The following is a 16,590-nucleotide window of genomic DNA, read 5'->3' on the forward strand; positions in this document are numbered from 1 at the left end:
GCTCGCACGTTGATCCACGTCATCGGATGGCGCCATTGTCCGCACCCCGGTACGAGAAGGCCACCGCTGCGCCCATAACCAGTCGTGGCCGGCGCCGGGGTTGGGTTGGGGTGACACGGATCTTGTCATCGCTCGGCCTGTGGAGCAGGCCGAGCGATGACGCCTACCTGCCGACAATGAGATGGGGCTCTGCCCGGTCCGAGGAGCCGTGAGCCTTGATTACACGGAGATGTCCTGTTGCCGGTGTGGGCCGTGCCGCCGGGCACACCGATCCTGACTGCAGCCCCGCAAGCCGGACTCGCGAGCGGGGGTGCAGCGTGCTGGAGACGGTCGGCGACCCGATGCCACCATGGCGGTCATGCAGATCGAAGCTCCAATGTTGCCTTATAGGGCTTTGCCCCGGCACGCGAGACTTCGGTATCGACCCACCTGGGCCAGACATCGCTGGGGTGCGCTTCGTGAGAGGATCGACGTCTGGACGGTGCTCAGTGGTAGTTATCTCTCGACGGTCGTAAGTCGGGATGGGACGTCCGACGTCACTCGGTCAATGCGCTGTGGCCACCAGAACCATCGGCCGAGGAGCCGGGCAATAGCCGGCACCATGAAGGCGCGCACAACCAACGTGTCGAGCAGTAGGCCAATACAGATCGTGGACCCTACCTGCCCAACCGTCCGCAGGTCGCTGACTACCATCGCCAACATGGTGAAGGCGAACACCACTCCCGCGGTGGTCACCACCCCGCCCGTGCCCCCCATGGCGCGCACCAAGCCGGTCTTGAATCCTGCACTAACCTCTTCTTTCAACCGGGAAATCAGAAGTAGGTTGTAGTCAGACCCTACGGCCACCAAGATAATGAAAGAGATCGGAAGAACCAGCCAGTTCAGATCCTTTCCGAGAAGGTGTTGCCAAATTAAAACGGACAACCCAAAAGCTCCTGCGAAGGAAAACACCACTGTGCCGAGAATGACAATGGCGGCAGCGAAGCTTCGGATGATCACCAGCATGATGATAAATATCAGGGCCAGAGCGGCTATTGCGGCAATGACAAGGTCGTATTTTGCGCCGTCCTTGATATCCCAGAAATTAGTTGCAGACCCGCCAATGTATACATTCGCGCCGGCTAAGGTGGTGCCCTTTACGGATTCGCGGGCAGTTTCATAGACCGACTGGGCGCGCTCTATGCCTTCTTTCGACATGGCTTCGCCTTGGTGGGTGACAATGTACCGTGCTGATTTTCCATCTGGAGAGACGAAGAACTTCAAGGCAATTTGAAAATCCGGATTATCAAAGGCTTCCGGTGGCAGGTAGAAGAAGTCGTCGTTCTTCGCCGCATCGAAACTTCTTCCTAGATCTCGCATGTTGCCAGCAAGATCAGAAAATTGCGGCATGAGTGCTTGAAAAGTACTCTGCATCGTAAGTAGCAATGTCTGCATACGGGATGTGTTGTCGAGCATGTTGCCGAACTGATCGGCCATCTTCGGCAACGCCGACGCAAGAACTCCCGAGCTCGTCACCGAGTTGTCCATCTCGTCGACCATCTTGTCTAGACCGTCCATGAGATCAAAAACAGACCGCAAGGCCCCGCAGATCGGGATATTGAAGCAGTTCTTCTCCCAATAGAAATAGTTCCGTAGAGGTCTAAAGAAGTCATCGGCAGTTGCCAGTTGATCCCGCATCTGCCCGGCGATGTCTCGCATCGCCTTCGATGTATCGTGCCCCATTGCGGCAGCGGCGGCTTGCTCGTTAGTTAAAGCTTGCATACGGCGAGTAAGAGCGAGCATATTCGTGAGGGTGTCCGACATTTTCGTCATATCGGCCATGCGATCATCTATGAAACGCATATTTTGCCCGATTTTACTGCCCATGTACCCGAGCGAGAAGGGTAAGGAAGTGTTTTCCAGTGGAGTTCCCAATGGGCGGGTAACGCTTTGCACCATCGCGACTCCAGGCACCCGGAACACATTCTTCGCTACCCTATCGAGTGCCAGCATGTCGGTAGAGTTCCGCAAATCATGGTCCGACTCTATGAGAAGCATTTCGGGGGAAAGTTTACTCTGTGGAAAGTGTCTATCTGCAGCCTGATACCCGAAATTTGAGAGAGTATTCGAGGGCTGATGTTCCCGCTCGTTGTAACTAATCCGTAGCGTTGGCAGTGTAATCACGCCAACAAGGACAGCAGCGCAACTGGCAACCAGGATTGGAACGGGCCATCTGACAACACTGGTCCCAATTCGGCGCCAACGCCGAGTCTTGATTGGCCGCTTGGCATCGAACCACCCGAAGCGGCTTCCCACGGTCAAGAGCGCAGGACCTAGGGTCAGCGCCGCTGACACAGCAACGAGCATGCCTAAAGCGGAGGGTATCCCCATCGTGCGGAAGTAGTTGAGCCGGGTGAAACTTAAGCAGAATGTTGCTCCGGCAATCGCGAGACCCGAGCCTAGTATCACAGGTACTACACCGCTGAATGCTGTGTAGTATGCGGATTCTCTATCTTCGCCGCGTTGTCGTGCTTCTTGATAGCGGCCAAATAGGAATATTCCGTAATCCGTGCCCGCACCGATGACTAGCGACACCAGCATTGAAGTAGTAAATGCTGAAACCTGTGATACACCAAGGTTCCCGAAAAGTGCCGCAATCCCTCGGCTTGACATTAGCTCGATAATGACGGTGACCAAGATCGTGAGCGCTGTAGCGATGGATCGATACACAATGAGAAGGATTGCCGTAATCATCACGAGAGTGGCGAGCATCAGCCGATTCAGGCTTTCATCGGCGGTCCGAAGTGAATCCGTGGCAAGTGGTGCAGCCCCCGTGACATATGACTTCAGCCCTTGGGGAAGGGGGATGTCGCTCACTATCTCTCGAACGGCGTCTATGGATTCGTTGCCGAGCGCAGCACCGGTGCTACCGGCAAGACGAATGAGAACATAGGATGCCTTGCCGTCCGCACTCTGGTTTCCCGCTGCTGTTGTGGGGTTTCCCCAGAGATCCATGATGTATTGCACATGTTCTCTATCTTCCGATAAGTGCTTCAGCACGTTGTCGTAGTAACGGTGAGCCTCATCGCCGAGGGGGTTCTCGCCCTCCAGCACGATCATGGCTACGCTATTGCTGTCGGATTCCTTGAATAACTCACCAATCCGGATCATCGCTGTGGACGACGGTGCATCATCGGGAACCAATGGCACTGCACGCTGATTTACAACTACTTCTAACGGCGGTACGGCGCCGTTAAGTGCGAGCATTATCAAGACCCACAACACCATTATTGGTATTGATAGTTTCCGGACAATTTTTGCGAACAGCGGACGCTTCATATGCGTGTGGCTCATGCGGACAACACCGTGCAGGAGACGGCCGCGTGTTCGGCGGTTGAAGTGTGTTCCGAACGAGCCACACCATTAACCTTTATGCGGCACCCGACATAGTTGCCATCAGTCTGCACCATGATGCTCGCAACTGCTGCCGTCTTAACTGTTGTTTCCGTGTGGGACCACGGCAATGCGGTGATATCCACCTGGTTTGGCAGTGTCTCCACGTCAAGATAGTTGAGACTTCCCGATTGCCGTACATCTCCGAAGACTTCGTACGTGATGTTCTTTGGGTTGAATTTGACGATTTGGGAGCCGATTCCGGGGACTGCAGTGGAGGGCTCGCGGCCTGCGCCGAATCTTCCACGTACCTGCCAAACCGACGCGCCGGCGACCGCTAACACGATCAAGACGGCGAGGCCAAGCCATGTCCGTTTGAGAGACGAGAACAACATCGTGATTACCCCTCGCAGTTAGCTCAGAATCGAACGACGAACTGTTCCGACCCTCGAGTTGGGGTCGGAGTTCTGTGGCGGTCGAGGCCTAGCCAAGGCTCCGTCATCTCGTGATTCCGGAGGGGCGACGGCCAGTCCGATAGGAACCCTATACTGGTATGGGGTATATAACAAGTGGCCATGTCGCTTGCCTGGCGGCGGGCATGAGCCCTGTTCATATACCCCCAATGGGTATGATTGACGCGGAACGTCGCTTCCGTGCCGAGTAATGGGATGGTCCGCTGGGGTGTGTGCGTATGATCCAGGACTCGTACGGTGTCCAGAGTCGGAGAACGCTCTTCGGCGAGGGGTTCGCTCACGCGCGGACATAGAAGTTCGGCGAATGAGTAGGTTTGCCGGTGGGCGGCAACTCACACGAGCTTTGAGCGCGGTACCTGCGATCGCATACGGTCGGTGGTACCTATCTGGGGTCCCTGTCTAGGGCATGAGAGATCTCCGACGAAGTGAATCGCTTCAGACACGAACCCGGGCGGCGGGGTCCGGGTGGTGAGTCAGGGCGCCATCGTCGTCGACAGGCCAAAGAGCCGACGAATCAACAGCACTTGAAGGCCCCATCGATGTGGACGCGTGGCGGTCCCGGTGATGGAGCGTTCGAGGTGGTCAAGAAGCTGTTCGATGACGGCGTCATGCGCCGGGACCACGAGCGCGGCGAGTTTGATCCAATCACTGAAACCGCATTCAAGGTCGAGGGTGTGCGCCGAACCAGCACTCCGGCACGGCGGGGCGCCGCCTCGAAGACATGCCTGCCGTCGATGAGGTTCCCGTTCACGCTGTCGAAGGTGAATTCAACGAACCGTCGGGAAGTGTATGCGGTGCATGTGTATCCAAAATCATTGGGCTCCAATCGGCCCCGGGCCAGAGTTGATCCGTAGGCGATCTGAGGGTGGCGAACAACGGCTCGATTGCGTCGAGGTTTGTTCCTGGAAACAGCCGTTCGTGAACGTTTCTGACTCGCCAGCTGGGTACGGCACTGCGGCCAGTCCAACGGATGCGCGGACGATGGAACGAGATCATGATCCCAAGTCAATCAGCCCGTCGGGAATGAACTCGGGTGCGGTGAGACTTCAATAGACACGTGAACATCGACCTGACTGGTAAGACCGCGTTAGTCACTGGGTCCACGCAGGGCATCGGACTGGAAATCGTTCGGCAGCTTGCCGCCAGTGGTGCGCGGGCCGTGGTGAATGGGCGCTCGCAGGACCGCGTGGAAGAGGCGATTGCCGAAATTGGGCTTCAGAACGGCACTGTTATCGGAGTCGCCGCGGACGTTTCGACTGCCGAGGGGGTGGAGCTGCTCCGCGAGCAGCTCCCCGAGGTGGACATCCTGGTCAACAACTTGGGCATCTTTGGTGCCGTACCGGCGCGTGAGATCACCGATGAACAGTGGCGGAACTACTTCGAGGTGAATGTGCTGTCTGCCGTGCGCCTTATCCGGGCGTACTTGCCGGGGATGATCGAGGCGGGATGGGGTCGCATCATTCAAATTGCCAGTGACTCTGCGATTGTCATCCCGCAGGAGATGATCCACTACGGCGTCTCCAAGACTGCGTTGTTGGGGGTGACGCGTGGGTTCGCGAAGGATGCGGCCGGCTCTGGTGTCACCGTCAACTCGGTCATCGCCGGACCCACGCACACCGCGGGCGTGGAGGACTTCGTCTATCAGCTTGTCGACAAGTCGCTGCCCTGGGATGAGGCACAGCGTGAATTCATGAAGAAGCATCGGCCACAGTCGTTACTGCAGCGCTTGATCGAGCCGGTGGAGATCGCCAACCTGGTCGCCTACCTCAGCTCCCCGTTCGCTTCTGCCACGACGGGCGCCGCGGTTCGTGCCGACGGCGGGTACGTGGATTCGATCCTGCCTTAGCGGCCGGTGGTCGTTGTGGAGCGCGTTTCGTCGATGTCCAAAACGGTGACGAGGGTGCGCACCCACCACTGTCGTTGTTGGCGGCCTCGTCTCGCGTCTGGTTCGAGAATGCCGGCGCTGCGGCGAAATGCCGCTCCGTAAGCAGCTTCCGTGGCAAGCGCCTGATGCAGGGCGGCGACGGCAAGACGCGTGTCATCGCGCGGTGGTCGGCGACCATGGGACGGCCTCCGGGCAGCATGGAGGGTATCGACGACGGGATTGAGTAGCCCGGCACCGTCATCGCGCCACCCGGCAGCGTGAAGGGCGATGGCCAGCTCCCCGTAGCCGTCTTCGTAGACATCTGCGATGCAATCCACCAACTCAGACACCTGTGCTCCGCGGCTGACCCAGTCTTGGGTGGCGTTGGTGACCGCGTCGCGGATCCGGGTACCGCCGTGGTGCAGCAGTGCGACGAGCAGACCGTCGCGATTCTTGAAGTGGTGAGCGACACCCGCATCGGTCATCCCGACGCGGGTGGCGACGGCGCGTACCTCGACGGCGTGCGGACCGGCCTCGACAAGAAGCTCCTCAGCGGCTTTGAGTATCAACGACTTCGCCTCGTCGGGGCGTCGGCGAGTTCGAGGCTGGCTCATGCGGAACAGTCTACCTTGACGTATCAAAGTATCAAGATTACCTTGATACGGCGAGGTAATGCCACCGAATGGAGGTTAGTGATGCTGACGTTCGAGGAGAAACTGCCGGGTGTTGACGAGAGCATCTCGTTGGTGCCGCTCTTCCGGGGCGTCTGGCATGTGGCGCAGTACGTAGTACTGCCCGCCACGCCAGCCGGGACACGAGTGGTTATCGAAATTCCGGAGGGCAGGCTGGAGGGTCGAGGGATTTCCGCGCAGACTCTGGGCCGCGCGAATGCCGACTGGTTCGTTATCGGGCCGGACGGGACTGGCACCGCAGATTATCGAGGAACTATGCAGACCGCTGACGGCGCGGCGATCTATATATACGGCCATGGCCGGTGCGATATGTCGGCAGGTTTTTCGGCCGGAGCTGTCTTGCGGGGACATGCACATTTCGAGACCGGCAGTGACCAGTACCGCTGGATGAACAAGGTACACGCAGTATTTCGCGGAGTTGTCGTTGGTGACGGCGCGGGGGGAATGGGTGTCTACCACGATGAGTACTTCGAAGTCCGCTGATCCCTGACTTAGCTTGTCCATCTTCTCGTTCAACGGCAAAGGGCCGCTTCCGTAGGCTGATTCGGAAGCGGCCCTTGGGCTTTGGAAGGTTTAGTTGATGCCGCCGATGAACTCGCCGCTGGCGGGCGGGGTGTACCGCATCTGCGGGCCGGAGTTGTTCATCGAGTACTGGCCGGTGCCCAGCCGGGCATGATCCCGGTTGTTTCCTCCGGAGCCGTTATTGCCGGCGCCGGCGACGACGCTGGAGGTCGGCGCGGCGGTCAATTCGATGGCGGCGAAGCTTGGCACCAGGATCGCGAGACCGATGCCGGCCGCTGCGACAACGCGGCTGGCGTTCGTGGAAATTGCCTTCGAGGTGGCGGTGATAGCGGTCATGTTGTCTGCGCTCCAATGCTTTTGAAGATCTACGTGCGATGCTTGTAACAACATGAGCGCTATCTGTTGCCATCCATGATGGCCTGTGATAAGTCAGTCAGCCCGGTGCGGAATAATCGGTAAGACTGGCCTGTTCGATAAAGCAGGACAATCGAATACGGCAGACGCGGACCCCCACGGCCATATGACCGGGGGCGGTCCGCGTCCGCGAATTCAGTTCGATTCAGTTGTGCGTGGGGCAGGAGATGTCCACATATACCGTCGAGAAGGCGGTGGCGCCGCGCAGTCCCTCGACGCCAGTCACCACACACTGCGATAGCGGTGCGTCGGCGATGCCGTTCAGCTGGACCGTATAGCCCTGCGCCTGTAACTGGTTCACGGTGTCGGCGGCGGATGACCCGCCTCCGGCGGATGACCCGCCTCCGGCGGACGCCGAGGCCTGCGCGCTCAGCGCGAATGAGGCCACGGCCATCGCTCCGAGTGCGGCGACTGCCACCAAGAACGAGACCGCTGACCGGATGGCCGACCGGGTGAATGAGGTGATCTGGGTGTTCATGGCGGTTCCTTCCACCGTTGAGAAGTTCTAACGTTTGGAATAACCTCTAACCATTAGGGGGTATTTCCTCTTCACTGTTAGATAGGCCACATGGTTACAGGTGGCGCTATCCATTAGGAGAGATACAGTCGTGGCATGGAAACGGGCACGTCCGGCACTATCGCCGCGATTCTCGGTGAACCACTTCCCGTGGAACTGATGAACACGGTTCGTGGTGGTCGCGAGGGTGTCCGGGATGCCCTGGACGGTGATGAGTCGGTGTACGCATGGCTCACCGCCATGGCGGACCGGATCCTGGCCGAATCGGGTGCTCATACGATTGCCTTCTCCTTGGAGGATGCGCGGTTCGTCGCCGGTGACCTGCGGGCGTTGCGCGACGCGTTGCGGTGCCTGGCCGCCGAAGTCACCGAGGATCCGAGGCCGCCGACATCCGGCATGACCCACACCCAGGCCGTCGCCACGATCAACACGCTCGCGCGTGCCCGGGCGGAGTTGGTGTGGCCGGTGGACGGAGAGCCCAGTAGGGCGGCGACGGCCCGCGGATCGCAGGCACGGTTGACCGTCGGGTTGATCGCTCGTGAGGCTGTCGACTTCTTCGGCGGCCCGGAACGCCACCAACTGCGTGCCTGCCTGGCATCACACTGCGTGCTCTACTTCGTCAAGGAGCACCCTCGTCGGGAATGGTGCACGCCGAAGTGCGGTAACCGCGCTCGGGTGAAGCGGCATTACGACCGTCAGACCGTGGTGGGCTCCTAGCCGCTATCGGTGACCGCGCGCCGCTTCTCCAGGAACACCTTGGCGGCCGTCGCGGCGGCCGGGAGGGTCGACAAGATGGCGACCACCAGGATGATGATGTCCAGGTGTTCGCCGACGAAGGCGACGTTACCCAGGAGGTAGCCGATCGTCGTGAGTCCCACACCCCACGCTGCGCTGCCGATGGCGTTGTACAGCAAGAATTTTGGATAACGCATCCCCGACATGCCAGCGATGACCGGGGTGAAGGTGCGCACCACGCCGATGAACTGAGCAACGAGCAGTGTCTTGGGTCCGTGTTTATCGAAGAACTCGCGGGAGGCGGTCAGATACCGCTGTTTGAAGAAGCGAGCATCTTCCTTCTTGAACAGCGCCGGACCCAGCCGGCGTCCGATGAAGTACCCGCATTGGCTGCCGAGCAGAGCCGCCAGTGCGGCGCATGGCGCCAGCAGTTGGATCGAGACAGGTGAATTCGGCTGGGCGGCAATCAGTCCTGCGGAGAACAACAGCGTGTCGCCGGGGAGAAACGGAAACAGCAGGCCGGTCTCGATGAAGACGATAACCATGACTCCGGCCAGTACGGCGCCGCCGAAAAACCCGCCCGCGCCCAGCCAGTACATCGGATCCATGACGTCAGCGGGCGCCAGACCCATGTCCATGGCTGGAAGTTAGCCACGGAACATTGCGGGATAGGAAACAACACGAGAACCCCACCTGGCGCGCTCACGGTGGGTGGACGTGCCGGCACGACGGACAGGTGGCAACCGGGCGAATACCCTCGACGTACGGAGGTTCGCGGAATACCGTGGCAAGTATGGCTCGCACCACCTTCAGTGTCGCGACGTTCAACATGTACAACCTGCAGGACGCGGACACGCCGCTCTACCCCACCTCCAAGCCATGGACTCCCGAGGAGTTCAAGCGCAAGAGCGAATGGGCAGCATGGCAATTGGGGATCGTCGGGGCGGACATCGTCGGAATGCAGGAAGTGTGGAGCAAGAGCGCACTGGAGTCGGTTCTTGCGGTGGATCCGCAGGGCCTGGCCGACGAATACGACGTCCTGGCCACTCCGGCGATAGGAACCTCCATCACCTGCGCCGCACTGGTTCGTAAAGGCCTATTGACCGGAAAGCCCAGGTGGATAACCGACTTCCCCAAGGCCGTGCGCCTTGAGTCCAGGGACGACCCCGCGGACCCGCAGGCACCCGTTATCGACGTCTCGATCAAGAGCTTTTCCCGGCCCGTGCTGAACTTCCAGGTTCAGCTGCGCGACGACGAACCGGCTACGGAAGTCTTTGTGGTGCATCTCAAGTCCAAGCTGCCCACGCAGATCAGCAGGGAGGCTTGGTACAAGAAGTCCTCGGCGACTTATCGGCCGCATCAACAGGCGCTGGGTGACGGGATCTCAACCATCCGCCGAACCGCCGAGGCAGTGGCTGTGCGGGTGCTACTCAACGGTGTCATGCGCGACACCGAGACTCCGGTCATCGTGCTGGGCGATATGAATGATGGGAAAGAGAGCAACACGGCGAACATCCTGACCAGCCAGCCGCGTTATCTCGTGGGAGATTCTCAGGGTGGCAGCGACTTTGGGCTCTACTCGGCGCAAACGTTGCAGGAATATCGGGACACACGCGACGTGTACTACACCCACGTACATCAAGATCTGCGGGAGTCGCTCGATCACGTGATGGTCAGCGAGCAGTTCTACGACCACAGCCGTAAGCGGGTCTGGCTCTTCGACGGGCTGCTGATCAACAACGACCATCTCAACTTCGAGAATCACCGGGAGACGGGTACCGGCGACCACGGCATCGTCAGGGTGAGCTTCAAGCACGACCCCGTCAAGTGACCGTCACGACGCGCTGAGAACTCGCCTGTCGCCGAGTGGGTTCGCGAGCGGCACGGCAAGAGAGCCCTGCACGGCGATCAGGATGCACGCCTTGCCGACGGACTCCGGTGGCGTGCCACCGTGCAACGCGATCTCGACGGCGTCATCGGTCTCACGGACGGTCGCGTGCACGCCGTGGCACTGCGGTGTGCCGCTGGTGAAGTGCACGATCACAGCGTCGCCGTCCGGGGAGCGACTCCAGGTGTCGAATGTCATTGGGCGGCTGTCGACGATGCGCGGGTCGTCCTCAAATACGACAGATGACGCGGCGGGTGGAACCTCCGTAGGGGTGGCGACCGAGGTATCGGCCGCGGCCCGCGGCGTATCGAGCCCGCGATCGCCACAACCCGCGAGGGCGAGGAGGGACAGGACTGCCATCACAACCATGCGCATGCCCCCACGGTAGGCGCCCGGTCGGGTCATCTAGTGATCGGCGGCGAGAGCAGGGCACGGACCTCGCCGTCGGAGACCTGGTGAAAGTCCTCGTAGGCGTCGCCTACCGCCTGAAATCGGGAGGGGCACGACGCGACCACGAAATCGTCCACAAGGGGACAGAACCGGTGGAATGCCGATCGGGGGGCAACGGGAACCGCCGCCACCACTCGGGCGGGCGATGTTCGCCTGATCGCTCGCAATGCGACGCGCATCGTCGCACCGGTGGCTATGCCGTCATCGACCAGAATGACGGTCCGGTCCGCGAGGTCGATGCTGCGCTGTCGCAGGTACAGCTGTTCGCGTCGGACCAACTCGCGACGCTCACGGGCGGTCACATCCCGGACTTGTTCGAGGCTGACTCCCATCGCGCGCACGATGTCCTCGTCGACGACCACCTCGCCGCCGCTGGCAATGGCTCCCATCGCGTACTCCTCATGTCCCGGAACGCCAAGCTTGCGTACGACCAGCACCTCCAGCGGGGCGCTCAGAGCTGACGCGATCTCCCGCCCCACCGGAATTCCGCCACGTGGCAGCGCGAGCACCACGATGTCCCGCATCTTGTATGGCGCAAGGATGCTCGCCAGTACGCGGCCGGCGTCCTGGCGATCACTGAACATCCGATACGGGGGTGACATGGGCGGGTTTTGGGCTCGTGCTCCGAATGCCTCCATCTTCCAACTGCGACGTCGTGCTGACAACAGCCGCGCGCTGCGCGGCTTCGAACAACCGGTTACGGATGGCCGACACCGAATGCGGGAGCCACACCGCCTGCACGGGAACCAGTGGGGGATTTACGATCTCGATCACTCGCACCTTGCCGCGGTAGACAACGCCTGGGTCGTCGGTGACGAACGCGCAATGATCGGGGTGCGCGAGCACCGCCGTGTACGGCGGGGTGCCCTGCACCGGATTGACCAGTAGTTGTGGCTCGAAACCGCTTCGGCGGCAATGTGAAACCAGCAGGTCTGTGTAGAAGGAGTGGCGGGGCGGGGACCACACCACGATGGGATAGTCCGCGATCGCGGTGATATCGATCCGATCGCCGGCGGCGAGGGGGTGAGATTGCACAACCGCGATGCGCAGCGGCTGGTAGAGCAGAGTGTCGGTGGCCAGGTCAGTGGGCATATCCACCCCGCGGCGGAGCGCCAGATCGAGCGAGCCATCGAGGAGGCCATCGCGCATGGTGCCCGGGAAGACCTGCCGGACGGTGATCGACACCGGGGGGTCCGCGATGACCGCCGGCTCGATGATCCGATAGACCTCCTCACTGGATATCGCGGGAGAGTGTCCGATAACAAAGGCCCGCTGAGGATTCGAGAAGTTACGTGTCGCGTTGGCCAGTACACGTATTCCGGCCAGGAGCGGCCGTGCGCCGGTGTACAGCTCGTGGCCGGCGTCGGTCAGTTGCAGACTGCGTTGCGCGCGTGAGAACAGCTCGACGCCAAGGTCACGCTCCAGTTGACGTATCGCCGACGACAGCGCCTGCTGGGTGATAAACAATTCCGCCGCAGCGGCGGCCAGAGTCGGCGCCTCCGCGGCCACAACGAACTGAAACAATCGCCGGGAATCCAGCAAGTTGGCCAGCGAACTACCTTCGGCTGTCGCGCTCATCTGCAATGACAACTCCTACTTGTGTTTATACAAGAATAATGTGGTTTTTCCTTGTGCTAGCTAAACCTACGATTTTGTAGGGAGATGTGGGTAACCATGAGACCCACTCGCAATGGCGGGTCCACACACGCGTAAAGGGAGATAATCGAGTGACAGATCATTCGCTAAAGGGTAAGACAGTTCTTGTCACCGGTGGAGGTAAGAATCTGGGTGGGCTGATCGCCCGGGATCTCGCCGCCAATGGCGCCGGTGCCGTCGCGATCCATTACAACAGCGCGTCGAGCAAGGATGCGGCCGATGAGACGGTGGCTGCGATCCAAGCGGGCGGGGCGAAGGCGGTGGCGTTCCAGGGTGACCTGACCACCGGAGACGCCGTAAGCAAACTATTCGCGGACACCGTCGAAGCGGTGGGGCGTCCCGACATCGCGATCAACACAGTCGGCAAGGTCATCAAAAAGCCGCTCACCGAAATCACCGAGGAGGAGTACGACTCGGCGAGCGCGGTCAACGCCAAATCCGCATTTCTGTTCCTCAAGGAGGCGGGTAAGCACGTCAACGACAACGGCAAGATCGTCACGCTGGTGACATCGCTGCTGGGCGCGTACACCCCGTTCTACGCGGCGTACGCGGGAACCAAGGCGCCCGTCGAACACTTCACCCGCGCTGCGTCGAAGGAGTTCGGGGAGCGTGGTATTTCGGTGACCGCGGTGGGCCCGGGCCCGATGGACACGCCGTTCTTCTACCCGGCGGAGGGTGAGGATGCGGTGGCGTATCACAAGACCGCCGCCGCGCTCTCGCCGTTCTCGAAGACCGGCCTGACCGATATCGAGGACATCGCTCCGTTCATCCGCTTCCTGGTCAGTGATGGCTGGTGGATTACGGGGCAGACCATCCTGATCAACGGCGGCTACACCACGAAGTAGTCACTGCTGCGATAGCGGCCTCGTCCGGGACGTCGAGGTCGCGGGAACTGGCCGCCGTACGTATTTGGCGAGTAGAACGCTCGCCAAGGCGACGGCGGCCAGTTCTGTCAGCACGCTGATCACCGCATACGGTGCCGGGTCCCAACCGCGTTCGGAAAACCCGAACAGGCCGATGGTGCGGGACAGCGCGAAGGCCACGAGCGCTCCGGCCGAACCCAGACCCGCCGCCGCGATGATCCAGTCGGGCGCGCCCACAGCGATGAGCGCAGCCAACGCGATGAAGACGCTGGCCTGCGCCAGGAACGCGGGCCCGATGGCCGGAATATATTGATAACCATGCATATACAAGAATGCATGGGCATACCCGCTGACGGCCATTGCCACGGCCAAGGTGAGGCGGTATGCGAGGTTCATGTCAGTTTGTCCTCTTTGATGGCAAGAGCCTGACTACCTTTCACGTAGCTGACCTCGCGGATGCCCAGGATGTCGTGCAGCTGACCGGCCGGCAGTGTCACCGGTTTCGGAGTCCGACCGTCGCCCGGCTTGGGTAAGGGATAGGCCGTAGTCGTACCGCTGTAGAAGGTGATGTTTCCTTCGGTCTTGGTGAACAGTTGGTGCACATGTCCGTTGAGGCATGTCACGGACGCGAACCGCTTCATGTAGCTCAGGGCTTGTGCGGAATCATCTGTACCCCAACCCCATTCGGGATACATCGCGAACAGCGGGATATGGCTGAACACGATGATCGGGGTGTCGGCGGACAAGGGGTCGAGATCCTTGCGGATGAATTCGAGTTGGTCACCGCCGAGGTGGCCGAGCTTCTTCAGATTGAGGGTGTTGACCAGCCCGATCACGTGGACACCGGCGATATCGAAGCTGTACCACCCGTCGCCACGGGTACCGCCGCCGAAGACACCGCGGTACTTCTGCCCGGCGTCGTCAACCGAATCATGCTCACCCGGAACGGTAAAGACATGTGGGGTGCTGATCCCGGACATCATCTGCTTCACCTGATCGAACTGCTCATCGGTGGCCAGGTGCGTGAGATCGCCGGTGTGGATGACAAAGTCCGGGGTATAGCCCAGATTGCTGATCTGGTTGATCGCATGGCCGAAGGAATCGGCGACGTTGGTATTGGCGGTGCCGTTGAACCCGATATGGCTGTCGCTGATCTGCGCGAATCGCAGCGTCGGGTGGGCGCCGCTGGCCGCCGTGGCCGAACCCGATACACGCGAAATAACTTCTCCACCAGCGACAGTCAGTGCGACAGCGGCGCCGAACCACGCGGTGTGCCGGATCAGCTGCCGCCGGGACATGCTCTGCGGATCCTGTTCATTGGTCATTGCACTACTACCGTCGCCTTCATGAAGGGGTGGATGCCGCACACGTATTGGTAGGTACCCGCCTTGGCGAACTGATAGGAGAAGGTGCCCTGGGAGTCCAGTCCGGGGGAGCGGAACGTGCCATCCTCGGCCACCACGTTGTGCGGTTCTTCGTCCTTGTTCGTCCAGGTGACGGTGGTGCCCGCGGGCACGGTCAACGCGGGGGGATTGAAGGCGAAGTTCTCGATGTTCACTGCAGGACCTGCCGGGGCCGGCGACGAGGGAGCGGCGCCGGTTGCCGGTATGGAGGACATACCGGGCATGCTGTGCCCGGACATGCCGAGAGTGCCGGTGGCGTCAGAAGCGATCGTGATCGACAGCGGCGCATCGGATGTGGTGCTACTTCCGCCGGAACATGCTGCCAGCGGGATCGCTAGTGCCGCGGCAACTGCGGCACAGCGCGACGAAGACAAATACATGGTGCCCCTTTCCATGGACGAGTCCGCGGCGAGTTGCGGACCACCGCACAGAGATAGGGGCGGGGGTTACAACCGGATCAGGCGGGACGATCGGGTGCGAACACCTCGATGTGACCGTCGGCCTCGCGCACTTCCAACGTGGGTAGCGGCTTGGGTGCGATGGGCAGCTGGTGCGTGATCACCCGCCCATCGGTGGTGAAAGATGTGGTGTGGCATGGGCACTGCAAGCGGTCATGCGCCCCGTCGAACCAGAGCTTGCACCCCTGATGTGTGCACACGCCCGACACCGCCTCTACCCTGCCGCCCACCCGACGCACGAATCCGTTGACGAATCCGAGGTCGAAGGGATGCACTCCGCCATCGGGGACCGCACTGCTGGCGGCGACCCGCTGCCAACTTCCGGTGTTGGGGACGATCTCGCCCGAGTCCTGCTGGGGGTCGGTCTGCGGTTTCTGGGTGATCAGGCGGTCGGCGGTGACAGCCACCGCGGCGGCGGTAGCGGCCGCCGAGGTGCCGACGAGGAGGCTCCGGCGGGTGGGTGCTTGCCATCGCGGCTGGCCGGAAGGCGCTGGGGCATCGCCCATCTGCTCGGCCAGGCGACCCTGCAGGTTCGCGAGGAACTCCTGGCTCGGAGTGTCGTCGCCGGGCTGGCTCGCGCGCAGCTCGATCGCCGTCCGGATCTGCGCCGCTTCGAAATCGTCAGGACGGAACGGCTTGGGCCGGCGGCCCCGGAGCAGGTCGTCGACGTAGCGGCGCAGCCCACGCGGATTCATGACAGGTCCTGTTCGTTGATCTGGGCGGCCAGGCGCAGTGCGCGGTGTTGGAGCACCTTGGCATTGGCGACGGTGACACCCATCGTGGCGGCGGACTCCTTGATCGAACAGCTTTGCAGGAATCGCAGTTCCAAAATCCGACGATAGTTGTCCGGTAATGCGTCCAATACAGCCTTCGCGTGCAGCGGTGCGGTGCTGATGGATTCCTCGGAGTCGGGCGGCCGGTCGGCGATGTCCTGCATGTCGGGGATCGAGGTGATCTCGCGGCCCAATGTCTCGCGCCAGTGTGCGGCGAGCACCGTGCGCGCAACCGTCCGCAGGTAGGCCCGTACCTCGGCCTTAGTCACCGTCAGGCGTAACGGCCTCAACGCAGCCAGGAATACCTCGGCTGTCAGATCCTCGGTATCTGGCCTATTGCCCACCCGTGCGTAGATGGTGCGATAGACCCAGACGGCATTGTCTTGGTACACGGACTGCCAGTCCGGGTAGTGATCGTCACCCGCCGGGACGGCCCGCAAGCCGCGCCGGGCGGTGGGATCACGTTGTGTCATCACCGTCGGTTGTCCCGTCCCCAAAACGTCCCTCGAA

Annotated in this window: 20 protein-coding genes; 6 read left to right on the forward strand and 14 right to left on the reverse strand. The window is 61.2% G+C overall.

Annotation, left to right across the window (positions count from 1 at the left end; genetic code table 11):
• Nucleotides 1–495: 495 nt before the first annotated feature.
• A complete protein-coding gene (locus B4400_RS19130) occupies nucleotides 496–3,333 on the reverse strand; it encodes an MMPL/RND family transporter (protein ID WP_078312149.1) in 2,838 nt (945 codons plus the stop codon).
• Nucleotides 3,330–3,767 carry an MmpS family transport accessory protein gene (locus B4400_RS19135; protein ID WP_078312150.1) on the reverse strand — a complete coding sequence of 146 codons (438 nt, stop codon included), beginning with the start codon at nucleotides 3,765–3,767 and terminating at the stop codon, nucleotides 3,330–3,332. Before B4400_RS19135 ends, B4400_RS19130 begins: the two co-directional genes overlap by 4 nt.
• A gap of 617 nt (nucleotides 3,768–4,384) precedes the next feature.
• On the opposite strand from B4400_RS19135, the gene B4400_RS19140 reads away from it, so the two are divergent.
• Together B4400_RS19140 and B4400_RS19145 are read left to right on the forward strand one after the other, a co-directional pair.
• Nucleotides 4,385–4,699 carry a hypothetical protein gene (locus B4400_RS19140; protein WP_078356031.1) on the forward strand — a complete coding sequence of 105 codons (315 nt, stop codon included), beginning with the start codon at nucleotides 4,385–4,387 and terminating at the stop codon, nucleotides 4,697–4,699.
• A gap of 203 nt (nucleotides 4,700–4,902) precedes the next feature.
• Nucleotides 4,903–5,691 carry an SDR family NAD(P)-dependent oxidoreductase gene (locus tag B4400_RS19145; RefSeq protein WP_078312152.1) on the forward strand — a complete coding sequence of 263 codons (789 nt, stop codon included), beginning with the start codon at nucleotides 4,903–4,905 and terminating at the stop codon, nucleotides 5,689–5,691.
• On the opposite strand, the gene B4400_RS19150 is transcribed toward B4400_RS19145, so the two are convergent.
• Nucleotides 5,688–6,323: a TetR/AcrR family transcriptional regulator gene (locus B4400_RS19150; RefSeq protein ID WP_078312153.1), complete on the reverse strand. Its 636-nt coding sequence runs from the start codon at nucleotides 6,321–6,323 to the stop codon at nucleotides 5,688–5,690. The two genes, B4400_RS19145 and B4400_RS19150, sit on opposite strands and share 4 nt — an antisense overlap.
• A gap of 81 nt (nucleotides 6,324–6,404) precedes the next feature.
• Between B4400_RS19150 and B4400_RS19155 the strand changes: the two genes are divergently transcribed.
• Nucleotides 6,405–6,884, forward strand: coding sequence for a DUF3237 family protein (locus B4400_RS19155; protein ID WP_078312154.1), 480 nt, complete (start codon nucleotides 6,405–6,407; stop codon nucleotides 6,882–6,884).
• A 90-nt stretch (nucleotides 6,885–6,974) separates the two neighbouring features.
• On the opposite strand, the gene B4400_RS19160 is transcribed toward B4400_RS19155, so the two are convergent.
• Nucleotides 6,975–7,259, reverse strand: coding sequence for a hypothetical protein (locus tag B4400_RS19160; RefSeq protein WP_078312155.1), 285 nt, complete (start codon nucleotides 7,257–7,259; stop codon nucleotides 6,975–6,977).
• Nucleotides 7,260–7,482: 223 nt separating this feature from the next.
• The gene (locus B4400_RS19165; RefSeq protein WP_078312242.1) at nucleotides 7,483–7,815 is read right to left on the reverse strand and encodes a hypothetical protein; all 333 of its coding nucleotides are present in this window, start codon (nucleotides 7,813–7,815) and stop codon (nucleotides 7,483–7,485) included.
• A gap of 135 nt (nucleotides 7,816–7,950) precedes the next feature.
• Here B4400_RS19165 and B4400_RS19170 point away from each other — a divergent pair, with 135 nt between their 5' ends.
• Nucleotides 7,951–8,571 (forward strand): CGNR zinc finger domain-containing protein, encoded by a 621-nt coding sequence (locus tag B4400_RS19170; RefSeq protein ID WP_078312156.1) that lies wholly within the window; start codon nucleotides 7,951–7,953, stop codon nucleotides 8,569–8,571.
• On the opposite strand, the gene B4400_RS19175 is transcribed toward B4400_RS19170, so the two are convergent.
• Nucleotides 8,568–9,227: a DedA family protein gene (locus tag B4400_RS19175; RefSeq protein ID WP_078312157.1), complete on the reverse strand. Its 660-nt coding sequence runs from the start codon at nucleotides 9,225–9,227 to the stop codon at nucleotides 8,568–8,570. The two genes, B4400_RS19170 and B4400_RS19175, sit on opposite strands and share 4 nt — an antisense overlap.
• A 155-nt stretch (nucleotides 9,228–9,382) precedes the next feature.
• On the opposite strand from B4400_RS19175, the gene B4400_RS19180 reads away from it, so the two are divergent.
• Complete coding sequence (locus tag B4400_RS19180; protein WP_078312158.1) at nucleotides 9,383–10,420, forward strand: endonuclease/exonuclease/phosphatase family protein; 1,038 nt, start codon at nucleotides 9,383–9,385, stop codon at nucleotides 10,418–10,420.
• A 3-nt stretch (nucleotides 10,421–10,423) separates the two neighbouring features.
• On the opposite strand, the gene B4400_RS19185 is transcribed toward B4400_RS19180, so the two are convergent.
• The 3 genes from B4400_RS19185 to B4400_RS19195 are packed head-to-tail and all read right to left on the reverse strand — an operon-like array spanning nucleotide 10,424 to nucleotide 12,505.
• Nucleotides 10,424–10,852 (reverse strand): hypothetical protein, encoded by a 429-nt coding sequence (locus tag B4400_RS19185; RefSeq protein ID WP_078312159.1) that lies wholly within the window; start codon nucleotides 10,850–10,852, stop codon nucleotides 10,424–10,426.
• A gap of 26 nt (nucleotides 10,853–10,878) precedes the next feature.
• Nucleotides 10,879–11,511: a phosphoribosyltransferase gene (locus B4400_RS19190; protein WP_078312160.1), complete on the reverse strand. Its 633-nt coding sequence runs from the start codon at nucleotides 11,509–11,511 to the stop codon at nucleotides 10,879–10,881.
• Nucleotides 11,501–12,505 carry a LysR family transcriptional regulator gene (locus B4400_RS19195; RefSeq protein ID WP_078312161.1) on the reverse strand — a complete coding sequence of 335 codons (1,005 nt, stop codon included), beginning with the start codon at nucleotides 12,503–12,505 and terminating at the stop codon, nucleotides 11,501–11,503. Before B4400_RS19195 ends, B4400_RS19190 begins: the two co-directional genes overlap by 11 nt.
• 149 nt (nucleotides 12,506–12,654) lie before the next feature.
• Here B4400_RS19195 and B4400_RS19200 point away from each other — a divergent pair, with 149 nt between their 5' ends.
• Complete coding sequence (locus tag B4400_RS19200) at nucleotides 12,655–13,428, forward strand: SDR family oxidoreductase (RefSeq protein ID WP_078312162.1); 774 nt, start codon at nucleotides 12,655–12,657, stop codon at nucleotides 13,426–13,428.
• On the opposite strand, the gene B4400_RS19205 is transcribed toward B4400_RS19200, so the two are convergent.
• The 5 genes from B4400_RS19205 to B4400_RS19225 all read right to left on the reverse strand — a co-directional run bounded on the left by B4400_RS19205 (nucleotide 13,429) and on the right by B4400_RS19225 (nucleotide 16,553).
• On the reverse strand, nucleotides 13,429–13,842 hold the full coding sequence (locus tag B4400_RS19205; RefSeq protein ID WP_078312163.1) for a hypothetical protein: 414 nt from the start codon (nucleotides 13,840–13,842) through the stop codon (nucleotides 13,429–13,431).
• Nucleotides 13,839–14,771: a metallophosphoesterase family protein gene (locus tag B4400_RS19210; RefSeq protein WP_078312164.1), complete on the reverse strand. Its 933-nt coding sequence runs from the start codon at nucleotides 14,769–14,771 to the stop codon at nucleotides 13,839–13,841. Before B4400_RS19210 ends, B4400_RS19205 begins: the two co-directional genes overlap by 4 nt.
• Nucleotides 14,768–15,229: a cupredoxin domain-containing protein gene (locus B4400_RS19215; RefSeq protein ID WP_078312165.1), complete on the reverse strand. Its 462-nt coding sequence runs from the start codon at nucleotides 15,227–15,229 to the stop codon at nucleotides 14,768–14,770. The genes B4400_RS19210 and B4400_RS19215 overlap by 4 nt, the downstream gene beginning before the upstream one ends.
• A 77-nt stretch (nucleotides 15,230–15,306) precedes the next feature.
• Nucleotides 15,307–16,002, reverse strand: a complete 696-nt coding sequence (locus tag B4400_RS19220; protein ID WP_078312166.1) for a Rieske (2Fe-2S) protein — start codon at nucleotides 16,000–16,002, stop codon at nucleotides 15,307–15,309.
• Nucleotides 15,999–16,553, reverse strand: coding sequence for an RNA polymerase sigma factor (locus B4400_RS19225; RefSeq protein WP_078312167.1), 555 nt, complete (start codon nucleotides 16,551–16,553; stop codon nucleotides 15,999–16,001). Before B4400_RS19225 ends, B4400_RS19220 begins: the two co-directional genes overlap by 4 nt.
• Between the last annotated feature and the right edge of the window lie 37 nt (nucleotides 16,554–16,590).

This window comes from Mycobacterium sp. D16Q13 (assembly GCF_002013375.1).
Classification (GTDB): domain Bacteria; phylum Actinomycetota; class Actinomycetes; order Mycobacteriales; family Mycobacteriaceae; genus Mycobacterium.